The following is a 26,341-nucleotide window of genomic DNA, read 5'->3' as shown; positions in this document are numbered from 1 at the left end:
CTCAGGCTTTTGTCTTGCGCGGGTTATTCGGGTTATTCGGGTTATGCGGGTTGTGCGGGTAAAAGGTTTCGCCGCGGGCCAGCATCTGCGCAAACTGGGCCACCCGCCGGGCGCGCGTTTCGGGCTTCTTCGCGGTCTGCAGGCGGAACAGCACGGCATAGCGGTTCTGCGCGCTCACGGTGGCAAAAAACTCCGCAGTGCCGGGCAGCGCATCCAGCGCCGCCTGCAGGTCGGCCGGGATCTCTGACCGGCTGGCAGGGTCGTAAGCCGCGTCCCAGCGCCCGTCGCGCCGCGCACGTTCAATTTCCGCCAGGCCCGCCGGCTGCATGTAGCCGGTCTGGATGTAGCCCAGCGCCTTGTCGCGGTTGACCTTGGACCAGATGCTGCGCGCGCCGCGCGGGCTCCAGCGCTGAATGAAGAAATGTTCGCTCTCGGCTTTTTTCTGGCTGTCGATCCAGCCGAAACACAGGGCGACTTCCAGTGCCTCGGTGTAGCTGACGGTGGCGGTCGGTGCGCCCTTTTTGGCGTGGCGTAACCACACCCCCTCCGTTTGGCCATGATGCGCGGCCAGCCATCGCGCCCACTTGGCTTGCAAGGCGAACTGCAGGATGGCTTCACTGTGGATGTCCCTGGGCATGTTCAGGCGGGGCTGCGGAGCCCGGTTTGGTGGATGCCCTGCATTGTGCTGCATGGCCCTGAACCGCCGTGACGCTCTGCGGGCAGCGCGGAAAGGATGTGCCTTTGCTATATAAAATGTAGCTGGTGGCGCCCGTGGATAAAGGGCTAGTGGCAAATTTGACTATAAGAATCTGCCACAAGACCCGATCACTCCGCAAAGGTCCGTGCTAAAGGATTTCGTTGAACACGTAGAACATGTTGTCCTTGAACTTGTGCCACAGCCCGCGCTGTTGCCATTGCTTGAGGTCTATCTCTTCGCAGCGCTGCACGTACTTTTCAAACACCGCGTCCAGTTGCTGCGTCAGGGCGGCGTCCTTGATGCCCAGGGTGAGCTCGTCGTTGGTGTCAAAAGAGCGGTCGTCGAAGTTGCTGGAGCCGATGGCGCTCCACACGCCGTCCACCGTCATGACCTTCTGGTGCAGCAGAGTGTGCGGGTACTCGAACAGGCGCACGCCGCACTTGAGCAGTTTTTCAAAGTTGCGGTGGCCGGCGTGTTGCACCATGGGGTTGTCCGAGCCGCTGGTGGACGGCATCATCACCCGCACATCCACGCCGCGCTTGACGGCGGCGCCGAACGCATCAATCGCCTCGGGTTCGGGGATGAAGTAGGGGTTCTGGATCCAGATGCGCTTTTGTGCCAGGCAGATCACGGTGTGGTGAAGAATCTTGACGGCGGGGGCCGAACCCTCCGGCTTGGCGTAGGCCGCGTGAATGGTCACGTTACCGGCGGGCGCCAGCTCGGGAAACACGTCCTTGCCCAAAAACAGCTCGCCGGTTTGCCCGCCCCAGTTTTCGCTGAAGGCGGCCTGCACGCTATGCACGATGGGGCCGTGCAGGTGCACGCTGAGGTCGGCATAGTGTTGGCCGTCTTCGGCGTTGCCCAGCCATGCGTCCACCACGCAGTGGCCGCCCACAAAGGCTTCGCGCCCGTCAATCACCGCCAGCTTGCGGTGGTCGCGCTCGTTCAATACGCCAATGTTGCGAAGCGCCTTTTCATGAAAGAACACCAGCTTGCAGCCGGCATCTTTCATCTGCCGGCGGGTTGCCTTGCCGACGCCTTTGGAGCCGGTGGCGTCCAGCAGCACGCGCACTTTCACGCCGGCCCTGGCCCGCTCGGACAGCGCGTCGGCCATGCGCTGGCCCAGCACGCCGTCTTTCCAGAGAAAGGTTTCAAAGTGCACGTTTTGCTGCGCGGCGCCTATGCGCTCGATCAGCACGTCGAAGAAGGCGCCGTTTTCAAGCAGCGCCACCGAGTTGCCGGCCACGGCCGAGCTCAGGGTCAGGCCCGCCAGTGAGGGAATCAGCTCGTCGATGGACTCGCAGGATTCGATCTTCAGTTTCGGGCTGTTGTGCCGCTTGATGGACCAGATGACCAGCCCCAGCAAGGCAGCCAGACCCAGAAAAACCGCCGCCGCGCCGTGCAGCGCGCTGCCAAGGAAAGATTCCATCCCGTCAGGCGGGTGTCGGCATCAAAAGCGTGGGCGGAGTGGGGGGGCAGTCATGCATTGCGGAGATCATGCATACGCTCGTCGTTGGTGGTGCTGCGCGTGCCCTTGAGATGCATTTCAACGTCTGTGGCCTGGTCGCCCACGACCTGAATCGCTTCGCGCAGCTGTTCGTCGGTCACGTTGAGCTTTTTGGCCCACTGCGCACAGTTGTCCAGGTTGTTCATGGTGATGCGTTCGGGTTCTACGCCGGGTTGGGTCATGACTAACTCCTGAGGGTTTGTGCCTTCAGCCTAGTGCCGGCAGGGCGGCAGGGGTGTAGGCCAGAGTCGCGGGTGCCTGACCGCTGCGGCCTTCGTGCGTGACCGGGCAAGGCGGCGTGTGGAAGGGTTACGCTATAAAAAACGTAGCTGCTTGCGCCCGTGGAATAAGGGCTGGAGCATGATTTGACTCAAAAGGCGGTCAGGCGGCAGATCGACTTGCATGCCGCACCACCTGTTGCACCCCTGCGCCCACCCGGCCCAGTGCGAACTTCAGGATGGCTTCATTCCTGGCGTGGGTGGACATGATTGGGCGGGCCTGGAAGTTCTTCTTCGATGAACTATCCTTTGGCCTGGCTGCTACGTAACGTTTCGCCGCGACGGAGTGCGTTACGAGTGACCAGAATATCAACCACCGGAGGCCCCCAGATGCTGATGCAGCGCTTCATGGAAAACTACAAAAAGGCGTGGGAAACCCGCGACGAATTTCTTCTCGCCTCGCTGTTCACCGAAGACGGCCAGTACCACAACACGCCGTTTGCGGTGCAGACCGGGCACACGCAGATCAAGCAGTACTGGCAGCGCGTCAAGCTGCAGACCGACATCGTGCTCACCTTCGACATCCTGCATGCCGAGGCGCTGGGCGGTATTGCGCACTGGCACACCACCTACCAGGTCACCTCGGAAGAAATGTTTGCGATGTGGGCTGCCTCCACCGGCACCAGCCAGCTCGCGCGCCAGCCGGGCGACCCCTTGCCGCGCCTGGCGCTGGACGGCGTGGCGGTCGCCGAGTTTGAAGCCGGCGGCCTGTGCCGCGACTTCAGGATCTGGTGGCATTCGGTGGTGGAAACATAGGTAACCCTGACTTGTCATCCCGGGCTGGACCCGGGATCCATGCCTGGTTGACCACAGTCCGGGGTACGCCGACATGGATTGCGGGTCAGGCCCGCAATGACAGACAGGGGGCGCAGCGCGTCGTTGTCATCTCGGACCCTGGCTTGTCATCCCGGGCACTGGCTTGTCATCCCGGGCTCGACCCGGGATCCATGCCTCGTTGACCGCAGTCCTGGTTATGCCTCCATGGATTGCGGGTCAGAGCCTGCTCCGGACTTGATCCGGGGCCCGCAATGACAGACAGGCTGCTAGGGTAGCGGACGACCCGGGCCCTGCGTGCCTTGCGCGCGCGCCGAAAGATAGGCATGGATATCCACGATATGGGTGGTCACGATGGGTTCGCCATCCCACGCGGGCATGGTGGGCTTGAAGTTCCTCCTGCGCTCCAGGATATCGTCGATCAGGGCTTCCCGCGCGGCGCCCTCGCTGCCGGCTTGCGCCGCAGGGAGATTCCAGTCGTAGCGCTTGAGTACGAGGCTCACGAACTGGCGTGAGCCCATATCCCGAACCCTGGGCAACAGGTCGGGCCCGTTCGCCGTTCCTGTCGCAGCGGCACCATGACAGCTTGCGCACTTGTTCTGGAAGACGCGCCACCCGATGGCGACCGAACCGGGCGGCCTGGAGAGCCGTGCGACCTCCTGGGCAGCCTGCGTGTTCTCCACTTCCACGGCGCATCCGGCGAGCAACAGGGCCGGCGCGAAGGCGGCGCCGTAGAGGAGGCTGCGGCGTTTCGCCGTCATCGCGTCCCATGCAGGTTTCAGTGCAAACATCGACATTCTTGCCATGATCATCACCTTTGCGCGTGTAGCGGCCGAGTAACAGCGTTGCGATTCCCGGGTACCGCACGGGCATGTGGCGTGTACCTTGTGGGATTGTGGCAGACAAACCAGCGGCTGCGCTGGCGTCTGCGGCTCCGGGTTTGCCATGCTTGAAATGGACAGAAATCTATATAAGATGTCGGTTATAAATACCCATGGAAGGCTCATGATCATGATGAATGCGTTAAAGAGTTTGGGAAACGTCTTTCAAAAGCTTTGGTACCGCGACCCGGGCGAAAAAAGTGTCTTCATCAACGACACGGCGGTGCGAATACGTGCCGGACTGATGCTGCTGATCCCGCTCTACATGGGCCTGACGCTTTATGACGTGTTGTTCTCATCACACTGGGTGGTCACGGGCAACGTCATCAAGGACACCTTCGACACCGATTTTGACGGGCGCATTCTCTACAACGTCGAAGCGGTCCGCCGTACCTTTGAATACTCGAAACAGACCTATGTGCTGTTTTATGCCCTGTTTGAAATGATCGCGGGCATGTTCGTATGGAGCTCGCGGCTGTCCCCCACGATTTTCATCGCCAGCCTGTTGGCCAAAGGCAGCCAGCCCGTCTGGAAGCCTTTGCTGCCCAAACGCTTTGCCTGGTCGATCGGTGCCACGATGATCGCGACCTGCCTGGTCTTCTTCAATCCGGATGTTTTTGCCGGCTGGGTCAATGGGCTGACCGGCCACGCCCTCCTGACCACGACGTCCAACTTCATGCCGCGCTGGATTCCGCTGGTGCTGGTCTGGGTCTGCCTGGGCTTCATGTGGATGGAAGCCGTCCTGGGCGTTTGCGTGGGTTGCAAGGTCCACGCGCTGCTGGTCCGGATGGGCGTTCTCAAGGATGAGTGCGAGGCTTGCAACAATCTCGTCTGGGATTGATGCGCCGGCTGGGCGCTGTCTGCTATTGAAAACAGAGCTGGCTGCGCACTGCGCAGAAGGGCTGCAGCCTGATTTGTCATCCTGAACCCTGGTTTGTCATCCCGGACGCCGATCCGGGATCCATGCTGCATTGACCAGCGTTTCGGTGATGCCCCCATGGACGGCGTACCAGGGCCTGCCCCGGACTTGATCCGGGGGCCGCCATGACGGCCGTCCGGTAGCTGGGCGCGAGGGTGCGCTTGACTTCGAGTGCACTCGAGCTTTTCCAATCAGGACCTCTTCAACTTTTTGCATGAAAAGGCCCCTGACATGACCACCGAATCCCAAACCAACAAGCAACTGATGCAGGCCATCTTTGCTGAACTCGCGCAGGGCAATGGCCGGCCATTTGTGGACGCCATGGCCGATGACTTCTGCTGGATCCTGCCGGGCCGGACGGCGTGGTCGCGGCGCTACGAGGGCAAGCAGGCGGTGCGGGACGAGCTGCTTCGCCCGCTGTTTGCGCAGTTTGCCGATACCTACACCAACCAGGCCACGCGTTTCATCGCCGAGGGCGACATGGTGGTGGTGGAGTGCTGCGGCCAGGTGAACACGAAAAAAGGCAAGCCCTACAACAACACCTACTGTTATGTCTGCCGCTTCGAAGGCGGCCAGCTCAGGGAACTGGTGGAGTACCTGGACACGCAACTGGTGGACGCCGCGCTGGACGCGCCGGCCTGAGGCGTCAACCGGCCCTGGCCTTCCTGTCTCCGGTTGCCGCGCGGGCCAGCCACTTGTCGTACAGCGCGATCTTGTGGTCCACCAGCGCCATGGCCTGGCTCAGTTCCTCGGCGCGCTGCTGCACCTTGAGGCGGTGCTGCAGCAGCATCTCGCGGCAGTCGGCCAGTGTGGCCTTGCCCTGGCGCACCAGGCGCGCATAGGCCTGCATGTCGCGTACGCTCATGCCCGAGGCGCGCAGGCGGCTCAGCAGGCCCAGCCACTCCACATGCGCCTGCGAGAACACGCGCCGCCCGCCCGCGTCGCGCGCGGCGCCGGGCATGAGGTGCTGGGCCTCGTACCAACGGATGGTGTACACGCTGCGTCCGCTCAAGCGCGCGAGTTCGCCGATGCGCAGCGTCGGAGTGTCCTGCAGGAGAAGGGGGGCGGAGGTGGTCATGCGGTCCATTCTGGCGCAGCAGCGCGGGAGCTTCAAGCCCTGCGCACCGGCTGCAGAGCATCGTCAAAACAGCAGCTGCCGACGCAGGTCCATCGCACTTTTGCAGGCCCGGCGTCACGGACCTTCTCCTCCTTTTGCAGGATGCGGCATGACCGCAAGCTCCCTACGATGCATGGAGCCATGGCGTGTCGCCTGGGAGGCTGCGCGGCCAAAGGCCAGGGGTGCTGTGTGCCCGTTCAAATTTTGAGGAGCTGCCATGCCCGGTTTAGGTAAGGACGTGAAGGTCGATTTTTCGAGTGTGAAGAAGAGTGCTGCCAACACGGTGACTTTCCTGGGAAAGAAGCTTCCCAAGATTCCGATGCGCAGGTTTGGTGTCATTTTTCTGGGCGAAAGGCACAATGACCCGCTGGACCAGGCCGTCACCTCTGCGGTACTGTTGAATCCACCTGTCATGAAAGCCGGTCTGACCCGAGTGATCTTTGAACGGGGTCTGGACAACGTTGCCGCTTATATCCCGAGTCCGGCTTTCGCCGACACCCGGGTTGAGCCCATGCATGTACTCAGCGCCAAAGCCCGAAGCAGCTATATCGCCGACATGATTCTGGATGCGTTCACCAACCATGGCCGTGATCTTGTTTACGTCGTCTGCGGCAGTGCACACGCCATGGAGATTTTCCACAGCCTGGACAAGAGATTTGGGCATGCGTTTACCTACATCTACAAGATGTCTTCGACGGAATGAGCACTGACCCCGGCGCGAGTATGCCGGTCTGGTCTGGGTCCGCTGGTGGTGGCGTACTATCAAAACAGGAGCTGCTTGCGCCCGTCCCAATTGGGCTGAGGGCCGATTTGGTGCCTTGATCTGCCACAGGCGGCGCACCCGGCGGCACGGCGCCCGTGTTGCTGGGAAAATGCTCTCTTTTGCCCGAACTCTTTCTGCCCATGCCACTGCCCGCACCCCAAGCCCGAACCCACCTGCACACACGCGCCGTCGTCTACCGCGGCTACCGGCGCGAGGACGGGCTGTGGGACATCGAAGCCGAAATGACCGATGTGCGTACCTATGAACATGTCCGCTCCGAGCGCGAGGTGCCGCCGGGCACACCCATCCACGGCATGGCCATACGCGTCACGGTGGACGACGGTCTGGTCATTCGCGACATCGCCAGCGCCAGTGACCACGCGCCGTTTGACGAATGCCAGCAGGGCATCGACCCGATGCAGCAGATGGTGGGCGCCACCATGGGGCCGGGCTGGCGCCAGGCCATCGAAAAGGCGCTGGGCGGCATTCGCGGCTGCACCCACCTGCGCGAGATGCTGTTCAACATGGCGACGGCGGCCTACCAGACGGTGCCGGTGTACCGCGGCCATCTGCGCGCGCAGGCCGGCCTCGCGGAGTCCGCCAACGCCGAGCCGCCTTACCACCTGGGCAAGTGCATCGCCTGGGATTTCGACGGCCAGGTGGTGCAGCGCCATTACCCGAAGTTTGCAGGCTGGCAGCCGCTCAAGCGCCAGCGCTGAGCCGGCGCCGCGCTGGCGATTTTGTTGCCGTGACCGGCTTGAGCGCTTTGACCAGCGCCTGGATCATTTGCGGGGCCACCGCTTCCTTGCGCCAGATCAGGTCAATGCCGTAGTGGTTGTCGCCCTTGGGAAGCGGATGCACGCTGAGGTGCTTGCGTTCCGGAAAGGTGGTGAGCACGCTGAGCGGTACCAGCGAAATACCCATACCCACCACCACGCAGCCGAGCATGGCGTGGTAGGACGAAATTTCAATCGTCTGGGTGGGTGCGCCACCTTTTTGCGCATACCATTTTTCAAGTCTCGTGCGATGGGGGCACCCCATTTCGAACGCCACCATGGCTGGCGGCAGGGGACCGTTTTTGCCACCCAAAGGCGCTTGTCCGGCGGCGGCAACGATGACCAGCTCTTCGCTGAAAACAGGCGTTCTTTCGAACGGGCCGTCGGGGAAGGGCCCGGTCACCAGAGCTGCGTCCAGCCGGCCTGCCAGCAACGCCGTTGCGAGCTGCTGCGGGTTGCCGGTTTTGAGGGTGAGCTTGACGTCGGGGTGGTCGCCAACAAACCGGCTCAGTGGGGCGGGCAGGCGAACGGCGGCCGTGCTTTCCATGGCACCCAGCACAAAGGGCCCGCGGGGCGCACCGTCACGTACGGCGTTGCGCGCCTCGTCGGCGAGCGCCAGCAGCCGGTCAGCGTAGGGCAGCAGCGTACGCCCGGCCGGGGAAAGGGTCAGTGTTTTCCCCTGGCGCACGAACAGTTCAACCTCCAGCTTTTCTTCAAGCTGGTGAATGCGCGTGGTGACGTTTGACTGCACGCGGTGCAGGCGTTCAGCTGCGCGCGTGATGCCACCGGCTTCAACCACCGTCCGGAATATCTGCAGATCGCTTAGATTCATGATCTCTTCTTGTGATGTTCTTCATCTTTATTATTCATTTTTATAGATGGAAAATCAAACCTAAGATTCCCGAAGTTCATTCATTCCGGCGCTGCCGGGGCGCCTTCATTCAAGGAGAAAACATGTCAAAAGGCTACTGGATTGTTCGGGTTTCCGTGACCAACCCTGAGGGGTATCCGGCTTATCTGCAGGCGGCCAAACCGGCTTTCGAAAAGTACGGCGCGCATTTTGTGGTGCGCGGTGGTCAGTACGAATGCATGGAAGGTACGGCGCGGGAGCGCAATGTGGTGGTGGAGTTTGCCGACCTGGCAACGGCGAACGCCTGCTACCAGAGCCCGGAGTACCAGGCCGCCAAGGCGGTCCGGCAGCGCCATGCCGAGGCTGATTTTGTGATCATCGAAGGCGCGTGACAGACTGAATTTGCCGTGTATTTGCTACAAAATATGTAGCGCATCACGCCCGAAAGGAAAGGGCCCATGCCTGATTCGGATCTGCAAACTTGCGGCCTGGCCTGCGCGACCCCCATACGCCGCTTTTGACCTCCTGTCGCCAGTGGAAACCGTCCTACGGACCGGTTCATGCGCAGCGCCTACACTGGCACCCGATGAAAAAACTCTTCGCCCGTTTCCAGCCCCTTGCCGCTGCCTTTGCCGCTGAAACCCTGCGCCGCGTGCGCAACCCCACCCGGCGCGGTGTCGCCCTCACGGTGGCGGCCATTCCCGCGCTGCTGCTGCTGTATGCGCTGCTGCTGATCCCCTTCACGCCCAGCATCAGCGACCTGAGCAAGGCCAAGGAAGAAAAACCCGCCCGGGTGATGTCGATCGACGGCAAGGAGCTGGCCGTGTTCAAGCGCGCCAACCGCGACTGGGTCAAGCTGGCCGACATGTCGCCCAACGTGCTGGCCGCGCTGATTGCCACCGAAGACCACCGCTTCTACGAGCACCACGGCATCGACCTCAAGCGCACGGCCTCGGCCGTGTTCCACACCTTCACCGGTGACCTGCAGGGCGGCTCCACCATCACGCAGCAGCTGGCCCGCAACATGTACCCCAAGGAGATCGGCCGCTCGGCCACGGTCACGCGCAAGATCAAGGAGGCCATCACCGCGCTGAAGATCGAGGCGGTCTACACCAAGGACGAGATCCTCGAGACCTACCTCAACACCGTGCCTTTCCTGTACAACGCCTACGGCATTGAAATGGCTGCGCGCACCTATTTCGACAAGTCGGCCGACAAGCTCGACGTGCTGGAAAGCGCCACGCTGATCGGCATGCTCAAGGGCACCAGTTATTACAACCCGGTGCTCAACCCCGAGCGCGCCACGCAGCGCCGCAACATCGTGCTGTCCCAGATGGTCAAACACGGCAAGCTGCCGGAGGCGAAGTTCCAGGCCCTGAAGAAAAGGCCGCTCAAGGTGGACTTCGAGCGGCAGACCGAGCCGCTGGGCCCCGCGCCGCACTTTTCCCAGTTTGTGCGCCGCTGGCTGATCGAATGGGCCGACCGCAACGACTACAACATCCATGCCGACGGGCTGGTGGTGCGCACCACCATCGATTCGCGGCTGCAGGCCCAGGCCAACCAGGCGCTGATCCGCCAGGCCGACAAGCTGCAGGGCGTGGCCAACGGCGAATGGGGGCCGCGTACCTGGGCCGCCAAAAAAGACATCGTGAAAGCCTTTGTGCGCGAAAGCGCCGAGTACAAGGCCGCCCGCGAGTCCGGCCAGACCGACGAAGAGGCCCTCAAGCAGCTGCAGGCCGACAAGGATTTCATGCTGGCGCTGCGCCAGGACAAGACGCGGCTGCAGGCCGGTTTTTTGGCCATGGACCCGCGCAACGGCCAGGTGCGCGCGTGGGTGGGCAGCCGCAACTTTGTGCAGGACCCATTCGACCACGTGCAGCAGGCGCGCCGCCAGCCGGGTTCGACCTTCAAGCCCTTTGTGTACGGCGCCGCGTTTGAAAACGGCGCCCGGCCGACCGACAGCTTCATGGACGGCGACGTGGAGATTCCGCTGGGCAACGGCAACGTCTGGCGGCCCCGCGACGGCACCCCGCCCAGCTACGCGCCCATGAGCCTGCGCAACGGCCTGGTGTATTCCAAGAACACCATCACCGCCCAGGTCATGCAGAGCGTGGGCCCGGCCAAGGTGGCCAGCCTGGCGCAGGCCATGGGGGTGCGGCAAAGCAAGCTCGACGTGGTGCCCTCACTGGCGCTGGGCACCAGCCCGGTGACCCTGAAGGAAATGGTGTCGGCCTACAGCACCATTGCCAACAGCGGCAGCTACATCGAGCCGCTCTTGATCACCAGCGTGGAAGACCGCAATGGCAAGGTGCTGCAAACCTTCCATACCGCGGTGCCCGAACAGGCCCTGTCCATTCCATCAGCACAGGTGCTGCTGGACGTGATGCGCGGCGTGATCGACAGCGGCACCGGTGCCGGCATCCGCTCGCGCTTCGGCATCCAGGCAGACGTGGCCGGCAAAACCGGCACCACGCAGGACAACACAGACGGCTGGTTTGTGCTGATGCATTCACAACTGGTGGCGGGCGCCTGGGTCGGCTTCAACGACAACCGCGTGACGCTCAGCGACTACTGGGGTCAGGGCGCCCACAGCGCGTTGCCCATCGTGGGCGATTTTTTCCAGCAGGCGCTGCGCAGCCGGGTGGTGGACACCAACGCGCGTTTCGATGCGCCGCGCGGCAGTGGCCGGTCCGAGCCGGTGATCGAGCCGGTGGTTGACCAGGTGCACGACTGGCTGCGCGGGCTGTTCCCGTCTCCGTCGCAGCCGGTCACGCCCCGGCAGCCGCCGGCCGAAGAGCAGGCCATGCCTAGCTACACCCCGCCGCCGCCGCAGGCCAACCCGCAACCGTCCTATAACCCGCCTGTTTACAGTCCGCCACCGGGCACCGCGCCACCCCCGCCGGGCGGCGACCCGCGCTGGGAGCCGATTCCCGGCGCCCGCCCGATGTCGGGTAGCGGCGGTGCGGCGCAGCCCGGCGTGGTGATCGGCCTGCCGCAGGGTGAACGCGCGCCGCAGTACACCCCCTTGCCGCCCGGCCAGGTTCGTTAGTGATGTTTCCGTAGTTCTCAAGACGCCACACCGTCAAGACGCCTCACCGTTCGGGCTGAGCCTGTCGAAGCCTGTCCTGAGCTTGACGAAGGGCCCTTCGATCCTTCGACAGGCTCAGGGCGAACGGAGAAGCGGATGTGGCGCTTGAATGAATAGCAGGGCGCCCGCGCCCCAAGCGCGCAGGCCGGGTCCTGCCTACAATGGGCCGGCGCCTGGCCCATGACGCTTGCAGCGCGTCAACCAACCCCTTCGCTTCGTGACCACCACTCCCGTTTCTGCCCCTGTTTCCGCCCCTTTGTCCGCGGCCACGCGCCGCTCCATCGTGCTGCTGTCGCTGGCCACCTTTGCCAGCATGGCCGCGCAGCGCATCTGCGACGCCATGCTGCCCGAGCTGTCGCGCGTGTTTGCCGTCAGCCTGGGGCAGGCGGCGCTGGTGGTGTCGGTGTTTGCGGTGACCTACGGCGTGGCGCAGCTTTTCTATGGCCCGCTGGGCGACCGCTTCGGCAAGTTCCGCATCGTCACCTTTGCCACGCTGGGTTGCTGCGTGGGCAGCGTCGCGGCCACGCTGGCCACCAGCCTGGACATGCTGGTATGGGCCCGCCTGCTGATGGCGCTGGGCGCGGCCGCGCTGATTCCGCTGACCATGGCCTGGGTCGGCGACACCGTGCCGTCCGACCAGCTGCAGGAAATGCTCACGCGCACCGGCCTGGGCAGCACGCTGGGCATTGTCGGCGGCCAGCTCGCCGGCGGCCTGCTGACGGACGCACTCGGCTGGCGCTGGGCTTTTGCCTTTCTGACGCTGCTGTTCGGCGTGGTGGGCTTGCTGCTGTGGGGCGACTGGCGCCGGCAGCAGGCGGCCCCGGCTGAAGAGCCGGCTGAACCGGCGGTGGCAGCCGCGGCGCCGCAGGGCGCGCGGCCCGGTTTTGTGAAACAGGCGCGGCTCATCATCACCGGCCCGTGGTCGCGTGTGGTGCTGCTGATGGCGCTGGTCGAAGGGGCGGCGGGTTTTGGCGTGCTGGCTATCTGGGCCTCGCACCTGCACCGCTCGCTGGGGCTGTCGCTGTCATTGGCTGGCACCATCGTGGCGCTGTTCGGCCTGGGCGGCGTGATGTACATGGCGGTGGGGCGTCACATGATTCGCCGCTTTGGCCAGCAAAAGCTGGTGCTGCTCGGCGGCATCCTGGTGGGGGTGTGCGCGCTGGTGCTGGCTTTCACGCCGCACTGGCTGCCCGCCGTGCCTGCCAGCCTGCTGGCCGGGTTTGGTTTTTTCATGTTCCACAACACCATGCAGGCCAACGCCACGCAGATGGCGCCGCACGCGCGCGGCACGGCGGTCTCGCTGTTCGCTTCCTTCCTGTTCCTGGGCCAGTCGATTGGTGTGGTGGTCGCCGCCGGCCTGATTGCGCAAATCGGCACCGGTGCGGTGGTGGCGCTGGGCGGCGCCGTCATGGCGGCCGAGGGTGTGTTCTTCGCCTGGGCGCTGCGCCGGCGCGACGCGCAGCGAAACAGCTGAAGAAGAAAAACTGGCACTCGGAACCCGCTGAAGGGCCGTACCGGACTTGATTCGTGGAGGCCCATTCGCCGGTTTCTTGCAACAAAATCAGCCTCCATCCCTTGATACACGGGCGCGATCAGCTATTTATTTGGTAGCGCCCCGGGCACCCGGCCGCTTGCCGCATACTTCAGCCACCATGGCTACCGCGCCCCGAAAGACCCCCCGAAAGAAAAGCCCGCCGGCCGTAGCGGGCGATGCGGCCGACGCCGCCCCGGCCAAGCCGCGCGCCAAAAAACCGCCGCGCACACCACGCAGCCACCACTACCACGTCTACGTGATCGAGCTGTCCGACGAGGTCTGGAACGTGGGGCGCTTTCGCCGCGCCAACCCCGACTACCAGCTCGGCAAACCGTTTGTGTACGTCGGCATGACCGGGCTGGACCCCGATGTGCGTTTTGACAAACACAAGGCCGGCATCCAGTCCAACGTGTATGTGCAGAAGTGGGGGGTGCGCCTGCTGCCCGGCCTGTACGCCATGTACAACCCCATGCCGTATGAGGGCGCGCGCGACATGGAGGTGGAGTTGGGGATTGCGCTGCGTGAGTTGGGGTATGGGGTTTGGCAGGCTTAGGGGCTGTTTTCAGATGACTGGATCGGCTTGAGTGTTGCCGCGCCATGAAGAAGAATGGGGCGGTCTAGTCTGATTGCAGGATGACGCCCTGTAAGCCGAGCTTCATACTTGGCGTCTGTTGTATTTGTGGTCCTCGCCTTATCTAAACGGGGGATGAAGCTACGAGTTGTGCTGCCCAAGCTGAAAGGAGAAAACTGTGAATGAAAAGTCGATGTCTTCTTTGCCTCAGGTCCCGGGTCCTGGCGGTTGGTCCCAGCATGATCACGAAGTGCGAATGGCATATGAAACCAATAAAGCAGCCAACGCCAGACTGACCATGAAATTGATAGCGACAGTGGTCTTGGTACTTCTGTTTGGCCTTGGCTGGATGTTCCGATGGGAGATCACGCCGATTGATGGGGGAGAGAGCATTGGCGCTGCCTATATGCAGAACCGGTGGACGGGCGACGTCTACTACGTCCGAATGGAAGAACAGTACGCTTTGGTAAAAGGGAAATAACCGCGCCCACGCGGCCCGTGGACTTTTCAGGAGACACCAATGAAAAAAATTCTTGCGATTGCCCTGTTGCTGGCCGCTGGCTTGGTGCTGGCCCACTCAGGCGGCACCGACAAAGACGGCTGCCACGTTGACCGTAAGACTGGGTATCGTCACTGCCACTGATTATTGACCGCGATACTGTGTACCACCCGCGCCGTTGCTGGACTATTTACCGCGCTCCAAATATTCGGCCTTCTGCCGGCGCTGAACTGGCAGACCGCGCCAGAGCGATTCACCGCTGGCACATACTTCGCCGATCTTGCCAGTAAGATTTTGAGGGGACGAGAATGGAATACAACCCTGCCGCACTAGTGCCGATGGTGACGCTCGCAGCCGCGTTTATGGCTGGCGCGATTGCTGCGCTTACTCTGATAGTCAACAAGGAAAACAAGATATCCGAATTTCGGCAAGCTTGGATTGATGGTTTACGGGAAGACCTAGCAAACTTCTTCTCGGCCAGCAGGACCTGTACTCGGGCTATTCAGGAAAGTAGGCTGGAGTTTAAGAATCCCATGCCCATCGACGAAGCAACAACGGCCAGACTGCGTCACCAAGTCGCTGAATGCTCCTATCGAATTAAACTTCGACTGAACGAAATCAAAAAGCCTCACATCAAGCTGGAGTCTCTCATGACAGAAAGCTCCACCTTTGTGAGCGAGTACTTTAGCGGCACTACAGACGACGTTGACAAGGTACTGTCCGGAATTGAGATCGCTGCTAAGCAAGCGCGCGAGGTATTAAAAGCGGAATGGGAGCGGGTTAAAAAAGGGGAATTTGCCTATCGTGCGGCAAGGTGGCTCGCACTTGCCCTTATCGTGATTGCAGCGCTATCGATTTGGATAATCGCATCGAGCAATCTCAAAGGCACTCCATCTGTTTCAATGAGCGAGCCTGTGGCTGGGCACACTCCTGCGGCAGCAGCTACTACGCCATCGCCACCACATTTGGCTCCGCCGCCTAGCGTTAGCCAGTCGAAATAACAACATTCCAGTTCTCAGAACTGACCGTTTCGGGGCGCCGGCACAGGCTCGAACGATGATCAGTTGGACTCCCTGTTTGTTGAATGACTCCAGGATCAGTAAATCTTTCGTCTGCACTGTCATCCCACATTGATGAATCGAACACCCTAAGGTCTCGCCCATGCGCTTCGAAGGCACCCTCAAAAGCTGGAACGACGACAAGGGTTTTGGCTTCATCAGCCCCAGCCAGGGCGGGCAGGACATCTTTGTCCACATTTCCGAATATCGGCGCGGTGGCCGGCCGGTGCTGAACGAGGCGTTGACCTTCGAGGTGGCGCTCAACCCTCAGGGAAAAAAGCGTGCGGTGAATGTGCAGGGTGTTGGTGCGCAGCAGGCCGCGTACCAGCCCGACCGCAGCCATCGCCCCGTGCGGGTCAGTCGTTCGGGCAACTCGCCCGGCAGCGGTCTGAAGTCGGTGGTGGGCCTGCTGCTGGTGGCGGCGCTGGGTTGGCAGGGGTATGCGTATTACCAGAAGGCGGCCCCGGCCGGTCGCGCCAGTGAAGCGGCTTCCCCTGCAAGCCAACCCTTGCTCGATCTGGCGCCTTCGCGCGCCGCGACGCCTTCCTATGTCTGTGACGGCCGGCAGCATTGCTCGCAGATGACCTCCTGCGCCGAAGCCACGTACTTCCTGAAAAACTGCCCCGGCACGAAGATGGACGGCGACCACGACGGCGTGCCCTGCGAGGACCAGCTTTGCAGATAGGGTCATCCGTCCGGTCTCAACTTGCTATCAAGCTGATAGCTGGTGGCGCCCGTCAGTATTGGGCTGGAGGCTAATCTGATCTTCAATGCTGGCGGTCGGGGTGGCGCATTGGGTCCGCTGTCCCACACGCGGCCTGCGGGCGTGCCTACACACGGGGCGCGCTCATGGCCTAAAGTGGCAGCTACGCCCGTTTTCGGGCATCTTCAGGGACAGGACCATGCAAACAACCGCCGGTGGCGAACAGAAGGCCACGTTGCTTGAACAACGGGCCGCACAGCGTTTTGGCGTGGCCTTGCGCCTGACCATCGAGGGCGACGAGGGCGCCACCCATGACCTGAGTGCGACCGGGCTGTACTTCCAGTCGGACCGCAGCTATGAAGTTGGCGCCAGCATGGAACTGGTGCTGGAGTTTCCCGGTGCGGGCCGGGTGCACCCGCTGACCTGCGAGGCGCAGGTGGTGCGCGTGACGCCTGCCGGCGACGGCTTCAACATTGCCGTGCGCCTGCTGACGCCGCTGTTTCCCGACCGGCCGTAGCCAGGCAGGCTCAAGCAGCTTGGGGCCGCTCAGGCCAGCCCGATGTTTTTCAGCGCGGGTTTCCAGCACTGCGTGGCTATTTTCTTGAAGCCCGAGCCCTTGGGGTGCAACTCGTTGGCCCAGTCGCCGGGGCCCAGCGTGCCGCGGCTGTCCACCACGTGCAGGTGGGCGGGGTCCATTTTCGTGATGTTGTCCAGCACCTTGTAGAACGCGTCCAGCAGGTGCACCACGCAGGCCTGGTGCAGCTCGGGCTTGACGCCGGCGGCTGTCAGCGCGGGTTGCAGCCAGCCGTCCTTGCCGAACACACCCTTGCCGTCCGGGATCGCGTAGTCGTAGGTGTGCATGACGATCAGGCAGTCCAGGGTGGTGCGGGTGTAGACCACACCGATCAGCTTGCGGTAGTAGGTGTCCATGCGCTCCAGAAACCCCGGCAGGCCCTGCGCCCCGCCGCGAAAGCAGCCGTTGGCCGTGGTTTCGCCCGAGCAGCTGTCCTTGAGCAGCGGCCGCATGTCGTTGAAGCCGGCGAAGTCGTTGCCGCCCCCGCTGAGGAAGACGGCCGAGAGCCCCGCGCCGTACAGCTTGAGCGCGCTGCGCACGCTGTCGGCGTATTTGCCGTCCACGTAGTCAAAGGCTTCGGCACCGTTCATGCCCTTGGCCAGGATGACGTGGCTTTTGGGCGCGACGATCTGGCCCAGGTAGTTGGTCAGGCTGCCCCCGAAGAAGGGGTACCAGAACCAGGAGTCGCCGATCGCCAGGATGGTCGGGTTGGCGCCGGCGGCCTTCATTTGCGTTTCGTCCCAGAAGTAGTTGCTCATGGTGTTTCCAGTCAATGAAGTGGATGGGGGGGAAATCGTCGCGCTGGCGCTGCGCGTTGTCGTCCTTCAAATGGAGGAGAAGGCGGCAGATGTCACACAGACAGCCCCGGCGCCCTCGGGAGCCCGGCGGCGGCGAGGCTGTCACCCCCGTTGCACGCAGGCCTCGCGGGGCGGCGATAAACTTGGCGCCATCAACTCAGGAGACTCTTCGATGCTTACCCTTTGCGGCTTTCCCGTTTCCAACTACTACAACAAGGTCAAACTCGCGTTGCTTGAAAAAGGTGTGCCTTTTGCCGAAGAGCACGCCGCCACGCACAGCAAGGACGAGGCGATTCTGGGCGCCTCGCCGCTGGGCAAGATTCCCTTCATCCGCACGGCGCAGGGCGGGCTTTGCGAAAGCCAGGCCATCCTGGACTACATCGAGACCGCCTACCCGCAGCCGCCGCTGCTGCCGGCCGATGCCTTTGCCGCCGCCAAGGTGCGCGAGCTCACGACCTTCATCGACTGGCACCTGGAAATCGTCGCGCGCCAGCTGTATGGTGCGGCCTTTTTCGGCGCCGAGCCGCTGAGCGAAGGCAACCTGGCCCGCATCCGCAAGCAACTGGAAGCCAACATTGCCGCCTTCAAAAAGCTGGCGAAGTTTTCGCCCTATGTGGCCGGCGACACCTTCACCCAGGCTGACTGCGCCGCCTTTGCCAGCCTGCCGCTGGTGGGCATGGCCAGCAAGATCGCGTTTGGCGAAGACCTGCTGCTGGCCGGCGGGGTGGACTACAAGAGTTACGTCAAGCTCATCGGCGAGCGGCCCTCGGCCCAGAAAGTCGTGGCCGACCGCAAGGCCGCGCAGACCAAGGCGTGAGTGGTCGCCGCTAAGCGATGATGGCGCTTGAACAGCTGATGGCGCAGGCCGTCTACATCACCTACCGCCTGGGCGGCTACGCGATGCTGAACCTGGTGGAAGACCCGGCCCTGCTCGCCATCCTCTTTTGCTGACTATCAAAAATGATAGCTGCTTGCGTCCGTGTCTATTGGGTTGGAGGCTGTTTTGGCATGTAATCCTTTGGCAGGTGGAATCCGGCCAGCGGCGTTAAGCTCGACGCCATGACGCCCGAGCAACTTCTTCACCACTACGACCATGCCGGTTTCTGGCCCGCCGCTTCGGGCCTGGACGTGCCCGAGGCCTACCAGCGCGCGCTGGCGGTGCGGCAGTTGCGCATCAACCGCGGTGAACAGCCGCGCGGCTACAAGGTGGGTTTTACCAACCGCAGCATCTGGCCGCGCTACCAGGTGTATGGACCGATCTGGGGCACGGTCTGGGACAGCACCTTGTCGTATTGCGAAGGGGAGGGCGAGGTGTCCCTGGCGGGCACCTGCCAGCCGCGGCTGGAACCGGAAGCGGTCTTCGGTATCGCCGCCACCCCGCCGGCGAATGCCTCACTCGACGAGTTGTTTGCCTGCATCGCGTGGGTCGCGCCCGGTTTCGAGATCGTGCAGTCGCACCAGCCCGGCTGGAAGTTCGTGGCGGCCGACACCGTGGCCGACGGGGCGCTGCACGCGCGCCTGCTGGTCGGTACGCGTGTGCCGGTGGCCGGGCTGGCCCGCGACGCGCAGGCGCTGGAGCAGGACCTGGCGGCGGCACGCATCACGCTGTCCTGCGGCGGCCGGCAGATGGACCAGGGCGTGGGCGCGAATGTGCTCGACGGCCCGCTGCATGCGCTGCAGCATTTCCTGACCGAGCTGCGCAGCTGCCCCGGTGCGCCCGAGCTGCAACCGGGCGACCTGGTGACCACCGGCACCTGGACGGACGCCTGGCCGGTGGCGCCGGGCGAGACCTGGACGGCGGCGTTTGATGCGCCGTTGGCCGGCCTGACCGTCAGGTTCCGCTGATGACGGGCGCCGTTCCCCGGCGTATCCTGCCGGTCATTGTGCTGTCGCAGTTTGCCGGCACCTCGCTGTGGTTTGCGGTCAATGCCGTCATGCCTGACCTGCAACGGGCCTGGGGCTTGCCGCCGGGCGCCGTGGGCATGTTGACCTCGGCCGTGCAACTCGGTTTTGTGGCGGGCACGCTGGTGTTTGCCTTGCTGATGCTGGCCGACCGCTTTGCGCCCTCGCGCGTGTTCCTGATCTGCTCGCTGCTCGGTGCGGCGCTCAATGCCGCCACGGTCTCGGTGCAGGGTGACTTCACCTTGCTGCTGGCGCTGCGTTTTGGCGTGGGGTTTCTGCTGGCCGGCATTTACCCGGTGGGCATGAAAATCGCGGCGAGCTGGTACCGCGAACGCCTGGGCGCGGTGATGGGGGTGCTGATAGGCGCGCTGGTGCTGGGCACGGCCTTGCCCCACGGCCTGCGCGCGCTGGCCGGTGATGCGGGCCTGCCGGCGTTTGCCGGGGGCGGCTCGCCCTGGCAGGCGGTGGTGCTGGGTGTGTCGCTGCTGGCGGCGCTGGGCGGCGTGGCAACGGCCTGGCTGGTGCCCGAGAGCCCGCATCTGGTGCGCGGTGCGCGCATCACGCCACGGGCGCTGGGCCTGATCTGGACCGACCGGCGCCTGCGCGCGTCGGTGTTCGGCTACTTCGGCCACATGTGGGAGCTCTATGCTTTTTTTGTGCTGGTGCCGCTGATTGTGGCGACCCGGCTGGCGGGCACGTCTGTGAGTGTTGCGGCCTTCTGGATCATTGCCGTAGGCAGCGCCGGCTGTGTGGGTGGCGGCCTGCTGGTGCGGCGTTTCGGCAGCGCACGCGTGGCGCAGTTGCAGCTGGCCATCAGCGGCGCCTGCTGCGTGGCGGCACCGGTGATGCTGGCCGCGCCGCTGCCGTGGTTCATGGCCTGGATGCTGCTCTGGGGGGTGACGGTGTCGGGCGACTCGCCGCAGTTCTCCACCCTGACCGCGCAGAACGCGCCGCCTGCGGTGGCCGGCAGCGTGCTGACGTTTGCCAATTGCATCGGCTTTGCGATCTCGGTGCTCAGCATCGAACTGTTCGTGGGGGCCACGCAGGCCTGGCCCTTGCCGGTGGTGTTGCCCTGGCTCGCACTGGGGCCGGCCCTGGGCCTGCTGATGTTCAGGCCGCTGCTGCGCGGGCGCCGCTAGGACAGCACCGCATCGGAGTTGACAACCACCGGCCGGGCCTTGTCTACAGGTCGTAGTGAGTCCACTACACCCTGAAAAGTCGCTTGTTCTTGTACTTTTCCGTGGCACGTAGTTTGCATGCCAACCCTTGGCGCAATCATCCCGTTTGCGCAGCAGGTGCTGTCTCATCAGCTTCTCTACTCCAAGGAATATCGCATGACCTCCACAAGACGTTCACTGCTCAGCAAAGCCTCCGTCGCCGCCGCTGCCGGAACCGCGCTCGGCTTTCCCATGATCGCCCGCGCCCAGCAGAATTTCAGCTGGAAAATGACCAGCGCCTACCCCAAGGGCTCGCCCTTCTACATGGATGGCCCGGGCAGCGCGACCGACCTGGCCAAACGTATCGCCGACATGTCCGGCGGCCGACTGAAGATCCAGGTCTTCGGCGCTGGTGAACTTATTCCGGCCTTCGAGGGTTTTGATGCCGTGCGTGCCGGCACGGTGGAGATGAACCACGCCAACAGCTATTTCTGGACCGGCAAGACCTTTGCCGCCCAGTACTTCACCGCCGTGCCCTTCGGCCTGAACTTCCAGGGCATGAACGGCTGGCTGTATGACGGCGGCGGCATCGACCTGTGGAATGAGGTCTACGCACCCTTCGGCATGGTGGCCATGCCCTGCGGCAACACCGGCGTGCAGATGACGGGCTGGTTCAAGAAGGAGATCAAGAGCGTGGCCGACCTCAAGGGCCTGAAGATGCGCATCCCCGGCCTGGCCGGCAAGGTCTACGCCAACCTGGGCGTGGACGTGAAGGTGCTGCCCGGCGGCGAGATCTTCCCCGCCCTGGAGCGCGGCGTGATCGACGCGGCCGAGTTCGTCGGCCCCTACCAGGACCGCCGCCTGGGCCTGCAGAAGGCGGCCAAGTACTACTACACCACCGGCTGGCACGAGTCGGCCACCGTGTCCGAGCTGCTGATCAACACGGCCGCCTGGGACAAGCTGCCCAAGGACCTGCAGGCCATCGTGAGCAACGCCGCGGCCGCCTGCAACGTCATCAGTGAAGGCTGGTGCCAGAAGGCCAACGCCGAGGCCATGGAAGACCTGGTCAAGAACCAGAAGGTCATTGCCAAGCCGCTGCCGGATTCGGTGATCGCGGCATTGCGCGCCGAGACCGCGAAGGTGCTGGCCGAGGCCGTGGCCAAGGACCCGCTGGTCAAGAAGGTGCACGACTCCTACATGGGCTTCAAGGCCAAGTACGACCGCTGGGTCGAGGTCAGCGAAGAGCAGTACCACACCAAGGTGCGAGGTTAAGCGAGGGCTCACGCCACCCCGTTTGCGCTGAGCCCGGCTAAGCGCATGGCCAACAATAAAAGGGACTTCGGCAAGCTCCGCCCGAACGGGCAGGGGTTTGCTGAGGTCCTTGAGAAAGGTATTGCATGTCAAACAAAGCGATCACCTCCGTGATGGAGAAGATTGAATCGCTGATCGATGTCATTGGGCGGGCCACCCTCTGGGTGGCCCTTGCCATGATCGGACTGGTTGCGGTCAATGTCCTGCTGCGCTACGCCTTCAGCTTCGGCTCGGTCTGGGCCCAGGAACTGGAGTGGCACCTGCTGGCTGCGCTCATCCTGCTGGGCATGTGTTACGCCCTGCAGCGGGGCGACAACGTGCGGGTGGACCTGTTCTACGCGCAATACACGGCGCGCAAGAAGTTCATCGTTGACGTGATCTCACTGCTGCTTCTGCTGGCGGTGGCGCTGATCTTCATCAAGGTGTCGATCGCCTACGTGGGCCAGGCCTACGCCATCCAGGAGAGCTCGCCCGATCCGGGCGGCATTCCGCTGCGCTGGATCGTCAAGTCGCTGATCCCGATCGGTTATGGCCTGGTGGCCCTGCAGACGGTGGCGGCGCTGATCCGTCTCTTCCACGAGCGTGCGCAAGCAAAGGAGGGCGGCCATGTTTGAACCGCAGACCTATGCCATCCTGATGCTGGTGGGCTTCTTTGCCCTGCTGATGCTGGGCGTGCCGGTGGCCACGACACTGGCCACCGTGGGTTTCATTTTCGGCTACCTGGGCTTCGGCGACGGCCTGTTCAGCCTGCTGCCGGCGCGTTTCTACGGCATCGTCGCCGGCTACCAGTGGATGGCCATTCCGCTCTTTGTCTTCATGGGTGTGATGCTGGAGAAATCGCGCCTGGCCGACGACCTGCTCGACGTCATGGGCCACATCGCAGGCGGCGTGCGCGGCGGCATGGGCGTGGGCATCATCCTGTTCGGCGTGCTCATGGGCGCGACCACCGGCATCGTGGGCGCCACCGTCATCACCCTGGGCCTGCTGACGCTGCCCACGCTGATCAAGCGCGGTTACAACAAGAGCATTGCCTGCGGCGCGATCTGCGCCTCGGGCACGCTGGGGCAGATCATTCCGCCCAGCCTGATCCTGATCCTGCTGTCGGACATCATGCAGCTCTCGGTGGGCACGCTGTTCGCGGCCGCGGTGGGCCCCGGCCTGCTGCTGTCGGCGGTCTACATCATCTTCCTGCTGGTGCTGGGCTGGCTCAAGCCGGACCTGATGCCGCCGATCCCGCAGGCCGAGCGCGACGGCGTCTCGCGCCGCCAGCTCTGGATCCGCTTCTGGAAAGTCGTGGTGCCGCCCATCATGCTGGTGGTGGCGGTGCTGGGCTCCATCGTCGGTGGCATCGCCGCGCCGACCGAGGCAGCTTCCATGGGGGCGGTGGGCGCCGTGCTGATCACCCTCTTCTCGGGCCGTTTCACACTGAAGGTCCTGAAGGAGGCGGCGCTGGAGACCAGCAAGATCACCGCCATCATGATGCTGATCCTGATGACGGCGCAGGTGTTTGCGCTGGCCTTCCGCGGCCTGCATGGTGAAGACCTGATCACCAGGATGTTCGACCTGCTGCCCGGCGGCGTGAACAGCGACATCTGGTTCATGATGGTCCTGATCTTCGTGCTCGGCTTCTTCATCGAGTGGATCGAGATCAGCTACATCGCCGTGCCCCTGTTCCTGCCGGTGCTGCTGGCCCAGGGCGTGGACCCGGTCTGGCTGGCCATGCTGATCACGGTGAACCTGCAGTCGTCCTTCCTGACGCCGCCTTTCGGCTGGGCCCTGTTCTACCTCAAGGGGGTGGCGCCGCCCGAGGTGACGATCAAGGACATCTACAAGGGCGTGATTCCCTTCATCACCATGCAGTTCCTGGCGCTGCTGCTGCTGTTCTTCTATCCGCAGATCGCGCTGTGGCTGCCCAAGGCCATCGGCTGGTAGGTGGCCGCAGCCGCAAGCCGCCTAGCGCGCGATCAGCACCGGCACCGGCGACTCGGCCGCCACCTTGGAGGCCACGCTGCCCAGCATGAGGCGGGCGATGCCGGTGCGGCCGTGGGAGCCCATGACGACGAGGTCCGCGCCTTCGTCCTTGACCGTCTGGACAATGCCGCTGGCGGCCGACACATTCTCGGCCATCCGCGCTTCGAGCTGGATCCCCGCGCCCGGCGCACCGCACAGCGCCGCGACCTTGGCATGGGCCTGCGCAGCGTGTTGCTGGGCCGCAGCCATGTAGGCCTGAACGCCCAGCGGGTTGGTCTCGCCGATGCTCAGGTAAGGGTAGGGGTCCACGACATACAGGGCGGTGAGTTTGGCGCCGTGTGTGCGCGCCAGATTGACAGCGAGTTGGGCCGCGTGGGCCGATGCCTCGGAACCGTCGGTCGCCAGAAGAATGTTCTTGAACATGGGGGCCTTGTCTGATGAAGATGAACAGGCCCTTATCTTGCGGAGGTGGGCGGCCGCTTTATTGATGTGCATCAAGCCGGACGCACAGACGCCCCCCTATATTGGCGGCATGACAACCCATTCTGCCGCGCACGACCCGGGCCATTCCAGCGAGCCACTGACCGGTTTTTCCCAGTGCCATCTGGGCATTCTGTCGAAGCTTCAGGCCTTCGAGGAGTTGCCTGCGCTCCAGGCGGCTGCGGCGCAGGCGCGAACCATCGCCACCGACACGCTGGCCCTGTTCCACCACGCGGTGTACGAGCACCATGCAGACGAGGAGCGTGAGCTGTTTCCCGCCGTGTTGCGCAGCGCCGGCCGGGGCCGGGAAGCCGGGGAGGTCCAGGCCATGGTGCAACGTTTGACTGCGGAGCACCGCCAGATTGAGGCGATGTGGAAAAAGCTGGAGCCTGTTGTCAAGGCCGTGGTCAAGTCCCAGTCTGTCGACCTGGATCTGGATGCCGTGGAGGAACTGGTTCACGCCTATTCCTCGCATGCGCGTTTCGAGGAGGAATATTTCCTGCCGCTGGCCGAAACCATTCTGGGCCGCGACGGCAACCACATGGAGGCGCTGGGCCTGTCTCTTCACTTGCGGCACACCCCGCAGCCTGTCGGGCACATCTGAGCATGCGCCGGTAAGCCGGGAGCCTGCCCGCATCGCTGTACGATAGCCGGTGGCGCTCGGGGCGATGGGCTCTGAGGCCGTTTTCCTCACATCGGTGAATTCCATGAAAAGTCATTCAAGCCCCGGCGGACTCGTTTATTCGACCGACGCGGGGCGCATGTGCCCGGCTTGCCGCAAGGCGCTGGCCCAGTGCGTGTGCCGCCAGACGCGGCCCTTGCCCCCGTCCGACGGCATTGTCCGGGTGTCGCGCGAGACCAAGGGCCGCGGGGGCAAAAGCGTGACCCTGGTCAAGGGGCTGGCCTTGCAGGACGCGGCGCTCGTTCTCGTCGGCAAGCAGCTCAAGACGGCCTGCGGTTCCGGCGGCACGGTCAAGGACGGCGTGATCGAAGTGCAGGGTGACCATGCCGCGCTGGTGGTGGACTGGCTCACCAAACAGGGCTGGACCGTCAAGCGCGCGGGCGCATGAAGCCTGAAGACCTGCAACTGCTGGTGACGCGCGAGATGCCGTTTGGCAAATACAAGGGGCGGCTGATTGCCGACCTGCCGGGCAATTACCTCGCGTGGTTTGCCCGCGAAGGTTTTCCCAGGAATGAAATCGGTCGGCTGCTGGCGCTGATGCTGGAAATCGATCACAACGGGCTGGGCGGCCTGCTGGAACCCTTGCGCAAGCGCTGACCCGGGGGGCTTGTTTCCTGGCAGCGCCAGGCATACGATGGCCAGGCCGTTGCGCAAAGGGCGCACCGCGGCAGTCTGGACGCAGCCGGGAGGCCTTATGCCGCAATTGATTGCATCGGTCGAGGGTGTCGAAATCAAGCATGTCTACCTGCACAAGGACCGGACCACGCTGGGCCGGCGGCCGCACAACGACATTGTGTTCAACAACCTGGTGGTCAGCGGCGAGCACTGCGTATTTGAACTGGAGGGCCTGGCCGATGTGTATGTCGAAGATCTGGGCAGCACCAACGGCACCTATATCAACGGCAAGATGATCAAGTCACGGCAATTGCTGCATGACAACGACATCATCGCCATCGGAAACTTCAGGATCCAGTACCTCTCGGCTTCGGAGGATTCCGGCTACCACGAGACCGCGGCGATGAAGCTCGATGGCCATGCCGCGCCGGGGGGGAGCGGCGCGCTGCACGCCAGCTTCAAGGTGCTCTCGGGCTCTTCGGCCGGACTGGAGATGCCTGTGGTCAAGGCGGTGACCACTTTCGGCAAGCCCGATGTCAGCGTCGTGGCCGTCTCCCACCGGCGCTACGGCTACTACGTGGCCCACATGGCGGGTGAGGTCCCGCCGACGCTCAATGGCCAGCCGATAGGGGCCGATGCGGTGCCGCTGGCCCACAACGACGTGCTGGAACTGGCGGGAACCAGCATGCAGTTTTTGCTCAAGGACAGTTAGCGTCCTGTCTTGGGCGGCATTCTGGGGTGGCATTTCATACTTTTCAGCAATTAATAAAAAAGACTGACAGGGTTTTGAAGACCTTTTTTTATGTAATTTCATACCCAGATCCTTCAGTAATACCA

General features: G+C 63.5%; 32 protein-coding genes. 24 read left to right on the top strand and 8 right to left on the bottom strand.

The window, feature by feature from the left end:
* Position 1: 1 nt before the first annotated feature.
* The 3 genes from B7X65_RS15915 to B7X65_RS15905 form a co-directional block, all read right to left on the bottom strand.
* The gene (locus tag B7X65_RS15915) at positions 2-637 is read right to left on the bottom strand and encodes a YdeI family protein (protein WP_293595275.1); all 636 of its coding nucleotides are present in this window, start codon (positions 635-637) and stop codon (positions 2-4) included.
* 208 nt (positions 638-845) lie between these two features.
* Positions 846-2,126: a phosphatidylserine/phosphatidylglycerophosphate/cardiolipin synthase family protein gene (locus tag B7X65_RS15910; protein WP_293595274.1), complete on the bottom strand. Its 1,281-nt coding sequence runs from the start codon at positions 2,124-2,126 to the stop codon at positions 846-848.
* A 50-nt stretch (positions 2,127-2,176) separates the two neighbouring features.
* Positions 2,177-2,386: a DUF3606 domain-containing protein gene (locus B7X65_RS15905; protein WP_293595273.1), complete on the bottom strand. Its 210-nt coding sequence runs from the start codon at positions 2,384-2,386 to the stop codon at positions 2,177-2,179.
* Between the two features lie 426 nt (positions 2,387-2,812).
* Between B7X65_RS15905 and B7X65_RS15900 the strand changes: the two genes are divergently transcribed.
* Positions 2,813-3,238 carry a nuclear transport factor 2 family protein gene (locus B7X65_RS15900; RefSeq protein WP_293595272.1) on the top strand — a complete coding sequence of 142 codons (426 nt, stop codon included), beginning with the start codon at positions 2,813-2,815 and terminating at the stop codon, positions 3,236-3,238.
* A 287-nt stretch (positions 3,239-3,525) separates the two neighbouring features.
* Here the strand turns inward: B7X65_RS15900 and B7X65_RS15895 are convergent, their stop codons facing one another.
* A complete protein-coding gene (locus B7X65_RS15895; protein WP_293595271.1) occupies positions 3,526-4,047 on the bottom strand; it encodes a c-type cytochrome in 522 nt (173 codons plus the stop codon).
* 154 nt (positions 4,048-4,201) lie between these two features.
* On the opposite strand from B7X65_RS15895, the gene B7X65_RS15890 reads away from it, so the two are divergent.
* Positions 4,202-4,978, top strand: a complete 777-nt coding sequence (locus B7X65_RS15890; protein WP_293595270.1) for a DUF4395 domain-containing protein — start codon at positions 4,202-4,204, stop codon at positions 4,976-4,978.
* A gap of 309 nt (positions 4,979-5,287) precedes the next feature.
* Positions 5,288-5,698 carry a nuclear transport factor 2 family protein gene (locus tag B7X65_RS15885; RefSeq protein WP_293595269.1) on the top strand — a complete coding sequence of 137 codons (411 nt, stop codon included), beginning with the start codon at positions 5,288-5,290 and terminating at the stop codon, positions 5,696-5,698.
* A 4-nt stretch (positions 5,699-5,702) separates the two neighbouring features.
* Here the strand turns inward: B7X65_RS15885 and B7X65_RS15880 are convergent, their stop codons facing one another.
* Positions 5,703-6,134 carry a MerR family transcriptional regulator gene (locus B7X65_RS15880; protein WP_293595268.1) on the bottom strand — a complete coding sequence of 144 codons (432 nt, stop codon included), beginning with the start codon at positions 6,132-6,134 and terminating at the stop codon, positions 5,703-5,705.
* A gap of 256 nt (positions 6,135-6,390) precedes the next feature.
* Between B7X65_RS15880 and B7X65_RS15875 the strand changes: the two genes are divergently transcribed.
* Both B7X65_RS15875 and B7X65_RS15870 read left to right on the top strand, forming a co-directional pair.
* Positions 6,391-6,876, top strand: coding sequence for a hypothetical protein (locus tag B7X65_RS15875; protein WP_293595267.1), 486 nt, complete (start codon positions 6,391-6,393; stop codon positions 6,874-6,876).
* 200 nt (positions 6,877-7,076) lie between these two features.
* The gene (locus tag B7X65_RS15870) at positions 7,077-7,655 is read left to right on the top strand and encodes a DUF2889 domain-containing protein (protein WP_293595266.1); all 579 of its coding nucleotides are present in this window, start codon (positions 7,077-7,079) and stop codon (positions 7,653-7,655) included.
* Here the strand turns inward: B7X65_RS15870 and B7X65_RS15865 are convergent.
* Positions 7,639-8,544, bottom strand: coding sequence for a LysR substrate-binding domain-containing protein (locus B7X65_RS15865; RefSeq protein ID WP_293595265.1), 906 nt, complete (start codon positions 8,542-8,544; stop codon positions 7,639-7,641). The genes B7X65_RS15870 and B7X65_RS15865 overlap by 17 nt on opposite strands.
* 122 nt (positions 8,545-8,666) lie before the next feature.
* Between B7X65_RS15865 and B7X65_RS15860 the strand changes: the two genes are divergently transcribed.
* The 9 genes from B7X65_RS15860 to B7X65_RS15820 all read left to right on the top strand — a co-directional run bounded on the left by B7X65_RS15860 (position 8,667) and on the right by B7X65_RS15820 (position 16,532).
* Positions 8,667-8,954: a DUF1330 domain-containing protein gene (locus B7X65_RS15860; RefSeq protein ID WP_293595264.1), complete on the top strand. Its 288-nt coding sequence runs from the start codon at positions 8,667-8,669 to the stop codon at positions 8,952-8,954.
* A 194-nt stretch (positions 8,955-9,148) separates the two neighbouring features.
* Positions 9,149-11,611 carry a transglycosylase domain-containing protein gene (locus B7X65_RS15855; protein WP_293595263.1) on the top strand — a complete coding sequence of 821 codons (2,463 nt, stop codon included), beginning with the start codon at positions 9,149-9,151 and terminating at the stop codon, positions 11,609-11,611.
* 256 nt (positions 11,612-11,867) lie between these two features.
* Entirely contained in the window at positions 11,868-13,124 is a 1,257-nt protein-coding gene (locus tag B7X65_RS15850) for an MFS transporter (protein WP_293595262.1), read from the top strand.
* A gap of 316 nt (positions 13,125-13,440) precedes the next feature.
* Positions 13,441-13,737, top strand: a complete 297-nt coding sequence (locus B7X65_RS15845; protein ID WP_293595292.1) for a hypothetical protein — start codon at positions 13,441-13,443, stop codon at positions 13,735-13,737.
* Positions 13,738-13,933: 196 nt separating this feature from the next.
* Positions 13,934-14,236: a hypothetical protein gene (locus B7X65_RS15840; RefSeq protein ID WP_293595261.1), complete on the top strand. Its 303-nt coding sequence runs from the start codon at positions 13,934-13,936 to the stop codon at positions 14,234-14,236.
* A 39-nt stretch (positions 14,237-14,275) separates the two neighbouring features.
* A complete protein-coding gene (locus tag B7X65_RS15835; RefSeq protein ID WP_293595260.1) occupies positions 14,276-14,398 on the top strand; it encodes a YHYH domain-containing protein in 123 nt (40 codons plus the stop codon).
* Positions 14,399-14,562: 164 nt separating this feature from the next.
* Positions 14,563-15,255 carry a hypothetical protein gene (locus B7X65_RS15830; RefSeq protein ID WP_293595259.1) on the top strand — a complete coding sequence of 231 codons (693 nt, stop codon included), beginning with the start codon at positions 14,563-14,565 and terminating at the stop codon, positions 15,253-15,255.
* Positions 15,256-15,415: 160 nt separating this feature from the next.
* A complete protein-coding gene (locus B7X65_RS15825) occupies positions 15,416-15,997 on the top strand; it encodes a cold shock domain-containing protein (protein WP_293595258.1) in 582 nt (193 codons plus the stop codon).
* Between the two features lie 217 nt (positions 15,998-16,214).
* A complete protein-coding gene (locus B7X65_RS15820; RefSeq protein WP_293595257.1) occupies positions 16,215-16,532 on the top strand; it encodes a PilZ domain-containing protein in 318 nt (105 codons plus the stop codon).
* A 29-nt stretch (positions 16,533-16,561) separates the two neighbouring features.
* Here the strand turns inward: B7X65_RS15820 and B7X65_RS15815 are convergent, their stop codons facing one another.
* Positions 16,562-17,347 (bottom strand): SGNH/GDSL hydrolase family protein, encoded by a 786-nt coding sequence (locus tag B7X65_RS15815; RefSeq protein WP_293595256.1) that lies wholly within the window; start codon positions 17,345-17,347, stop codon positions 16,562-16,564.
* Positions 17,348-17,558: 211 nt separating this feature from the next.
* Between B7X65_RS15815 and B7X65_RS15810 the strand changes: the two genes are divergently transcribed.
* The 6 genes from B7X65_RS15810 (at position 17,559) to B7X65_RS15785 (ending at position 23,688) form a co-directional block, all read left to right on the top strand.
* Positions 17,559-18,203, top strand: a complete 645-nt coding sequence (locus B7X65_RS15810) for a glutathione S-transferase (protein ID WP_293595255.1) — start codon at positions 17,559-17,561, stop codon at positions 18,201-18,203.
* A gap of 242 nt (positions 18,204-18,445) precedes the next feature.
* The gene (locus tag B7X65_RS15805; RefSeq protein ID WP_293595254.1) at positions 18,446-19,231 is read left to right on the top strand and encodes a hydratase; all 786 of its coding nucleotides are present in this window, start codon (positions 18,446-18,448) and stop codon (positions 19,229-19,231) included.
* Complete coding sequence (locus B7X65_RS15800; protein ID WP_293595253.1) at positions 19,231-20,427, top strand: nitrate/nitrite transporter; 1,197 nt, start codon at positions 19,231-19,233, stop codon at positions 20,425-20,427. Before B7X65_RS15805 ends, B7X65_RS15800 begins: the two co-directional genes overlap by 1 nt.
* Positions 20,428-20,622: 195 nt before the next feature.
* Positions 20,623-21,717: a TRAP transporter substrate-binding protein gene (locus B7X65_RS15795; protein ID WP_293595252.1), complete on the top strand. Its 1,095-nt coding sequence runs from the start codon at positions 20,623-20,625 to the stop codon at positions 21,715-21,717.
* Between the two features lie 125 nt (positions 21,718-21,842).
* Positions 21,843-22,370 (top strand): TRAP transporter small permease subunit, encoded by a 528-nt coding sequence (locus B7X65_RS15790; protein WP_293595251.1) that lies wholly within the window; start codon positions 21,843-21,845, stop codon positions 22,368-22,370.
* Positions 22,363-23,688: a TRAP transporter large permease subunit gene (locus B7X65_RS15785; protein ID WP_293595250.1), complete on the top strand. Its 1,326-nt coding sequence runs from the start codon at positions 22,363-22,365 to the stop codon at positions 23,686-23,688. The genes B7X65_RS15790 and B7X65_RS15785 overlap by 8 nt, the downstream gene beginning before the upstream one ends.
* A 21-nt stretch (positions 23,689-23,709) precedes the next feature.
* Here B7X65_RS15785 and B7X65_RS15780 read toward each other — a convergent pair whose 3' ends face one another.
* Positions 23,710-24,150: a universal stress protein gene (locus B7X65_RS15780; protein ID WP_293595249.1), complete on the bottom strand. Its 441-nt coding sequence runs from the start codon at positions 24,148-24,150 to the stop codon at positions 23,710-23,712.
* 109 nt (positions 24,151-24,259) lie between these two features.
* Between B7X65_RS15780 and B7X65_RS15775 the strand changes: the two genes are divergently transcribed.
* From B7X65_RS15775 to B7X65_RS15760, 4 genes are all read left to right on the top strand, one after another.
* Positions 24,260-24,811, top strand: coding sequence for a hemerythrin domain-containing protein (locus B7X65_RS15775; RefSeq protein ID WP_293595248.1), 552 nt, complete (start codon positions 24,260-24,262; stop codon positions 24,809-24,811).
* Between the two features lie 103 nt (positions 24,812-24,914).
* On the top strand, positions 24,915-25,277 hold the full coding sequence (locus B7X65_RS15770) for a translation initiation factor Sui1 (RefSeq protein ID WP_293595247.1): 363 nt from the start codon (positions 24,915-24,917) through the stop codon (positions 25,275-25,277).
* Positions 25,274-25,486: a DUF3820 family protein gene (locus B7X65_RS15765; protein WP_293595246.1), complete on the top strand. Its 213-nt coding sequence runs from the start codon at positions 25,274-25,276 to the stop codon at positions 25,484-25,486. The genes B7X65_RS15770 and B7X65_RS15765 overlap by 4 nt, the downstream gene beginning before the upstream one ends.
* A gap of 97 nt (positions 25,487-25,583) precedes the next feature.
* Positions 25,584-26,216 carry an FHA domain-containing protein gene (locus B7X65_RS15760; RefSeq protein WP_293595245.1) on the top strand — a complete coding sequence of 211 codons (633 nt, stop codon included), beginning with the start codon at positions 25,584-25,586 and terminating at the stop codon, positions 26,214-26,216.
* The last annotated feature ends 125 nt before the right edge of the window (positions 26,217-26,341 follow it).

Source organism: Polaromonas sp. 39-63-25, assembly GCF_002278925.1.
Lineage (GTDB): Bacteria > Pseudomonadota > Gammaproteobacteria > Burkholderiales > Burkholderiaceae_C > Polaromonas.
This window is presented reverse-complemented; position numbering and strand designations above follow the sequence as displayed.

Coding starts and splice junctions, on each gene's coding strand:
- B7X65_RS15875 (WP_293595267.1), top strand. CDS start 6,391: ATGCCCGGTTTAGGTAAGGACGTGAAGGTCGATTTTTCGAGTGTGAAG.
- B7X65_RS15805 (WP_293595254.1), top strand. CDS start 18,446: ATGACGCCCGAGCAACTTCTTCACCACTACGACCATGCCGGTTTCTGG.
- B7X65_RS15885 (WP_293595269.1), top strand. CDS start 5,288: ATGACCACCGAATCCCAAACCAACAAGCAACTGATGCAGGCCATCTTT.
- B7X65_RS15800 (WP_293595253.1), top strand. CDS start 19,231: ATGACGGGCGCCGTTCCCCGGCGTATCCTGCCGGTCATTGTGCTGTCG.
- B7X65_RS15900 (WP_293595272.1), top strand. CDS start 2,813: ATGCTGATGCAGCGCTTCATGGAAAACTACAAAAAGGCGTGGGAAACC.
- B7X65_RS15785 (WP_293595250.1), top strand. CDS start 22,363: ATGTTTGAACCGCAGACCTATGCCATCCTGATGCTGGTGGGCTTCTTT.
- B7X65_RS15865 (WP_293595265.1), bottom strand. CDS start 8,544: ATGAATCTAAGCGATCTGCAGATATTCCGGACGGTGGTTGAAGCCGGT.
- B7X65_RS15880 (WP_293595268.1), bottom strand. CDS start 6,134: ATGACCACCTCCGCCCCCCTTCTCCTGCAGGACACTCCGACGCTGCGC.
- B7X65_RS15910 (WP_293595274.1), bottom strand. CDS start 2,126: ATGGAATCTTTCCTTGGCAGCGCGCTGCACGGCGCGGCGGCGGTTTTT.
- B7X65_RS15890 (WP_293595270.1), top strand. CDS start 4,202: ATGCTTGAAATGGACAGAAATCTATATAAGATGTCGGTTATAAATACC.
- B7X65_RS15915 (WP_293595275.1), bottom strand. CDS start 637: ATGCCCAGGGACATCCACAGTGAAGCCATCCTGCAGTTCGCCTTGCAA.
- B7X65_RS15780 (WP_293595249.1), bottom strand. CDS start 24,150: ATGTTCAAGAACATTCTTCTGGCGACCGACGGTTCCGAGGCATCGGCC.
- B7X65_RS15775 (WP_293595248.1), top strand. CDS start 24,260: ATGACAACCCATTCTGCCGCGCACGACCCGGGCCATTCCAGCGAGCCA.
- B7X65_RS15770 (WP_293595247.1), top strand. CDS start 24,915: ATGAAAAGTCATTCAAGCCCCGGCGGACTCGTTTATTCGACCGACGCG.
- B7X65_RS15760 (WP_293595245.1), top strand. CDS start 25,584: ATGCCGCAATTGATTGCATCGGTCGAGGGTGTCGAAATCAAGCATGTC.
- B7X65_RS15820 (WP_293595257.1), top strand. CDS start 16,215: ATGCAAACAACCGCCGGTGGCGAACAGAAGGCCACGTTGCTTGAACAA.
- B7X65_RS15815 (WP_293595256.1), bottom strand. CDS start 17,347: ATGAGCAACTACTTCTGGGACGAAACGCAAATGAAGGCCGCCGGCGCC.
- B7X65_RS15795 (WP_293595252.1), top strand. CDS start 20,623: ATGACCTCCACAAGACGTTCACTGCTCAGCAAAGCCTCCGTCGCCGCC.
- B7X65_RS15825 (WP_293595258.1), top strand. CDS start 15,416: ATGCGCTTCGAAGGCACCCTCAAAAGCTGGAACGACGACAAGGGTTTT.
- B7X65_RS15835 (WP_293595260.1), top strand. CDS start 14,276: ATGAAAAAAATTCTTGCGATTGCCCTGTTGCTGGCCGCTGGCTTGGTG.
- B7X65_RS15895 (WP_293595271.1), bottom strand. CDS start 4,047: ATGTTTGCACTGAAACCTGCATGGGACGCGATGACGGCGAAACGCCGC.
- B7X65_RS15765 (WP_293595246.1), top strand. CDS start 25,274: ATGAAGCCTGAAGACCTGCAACTGCTGGTGACGCGCGAGATGCCGTTT.
- B7X65_RS15855 (WP_293595263.1), top strand. CDS start 9,149: ATGAAAAAACTCTTCGCCCGTTTCCAGCCCCTTGCCGCTGCCTTTGCC.
- B7X65_RS15830 (WP_293595259.1), top strand. CDS start 14,563: ATGGAATACAACCCTGCCGCACTAGTGCCGATGGTGACGCTCGCAGCC.
- B7X65_RS15790 (WP_293595251.1), top strand. CDS start 21,843: ATGTCAAACAAAGCGATCACCTCCGTGATGGAGAAGATTGAATCGCTG.
- B7X65_RS15860 (WP_293595264.1), top strand. CDS start 8,667: ATGTCAAAAGGCTACTGGATTGTTCGGGTTTCCGTGACCAACCCTGAG.
- B7X65_RS15810 (WP_293595255.1), top strand. CDS start 17,559: ATGCTTACCCTTTGCGGCTTTCCCGTTTCCAACTACTACAACAAGGTC.
- B7X65_RS15870 (WP_293595266.1), top strand. CDS start 7,077: ATGCCACTGCCCGCACCCCAAGCCCGAACCCACCTGCACACACGCGCC.
- B7X65_RS15905 (WP_293595273.1), bottom strand. CDS start 2,386: ATGACCCAACCCGGCGTAGAACCCGAACGCATCACCATGAACAACCTG.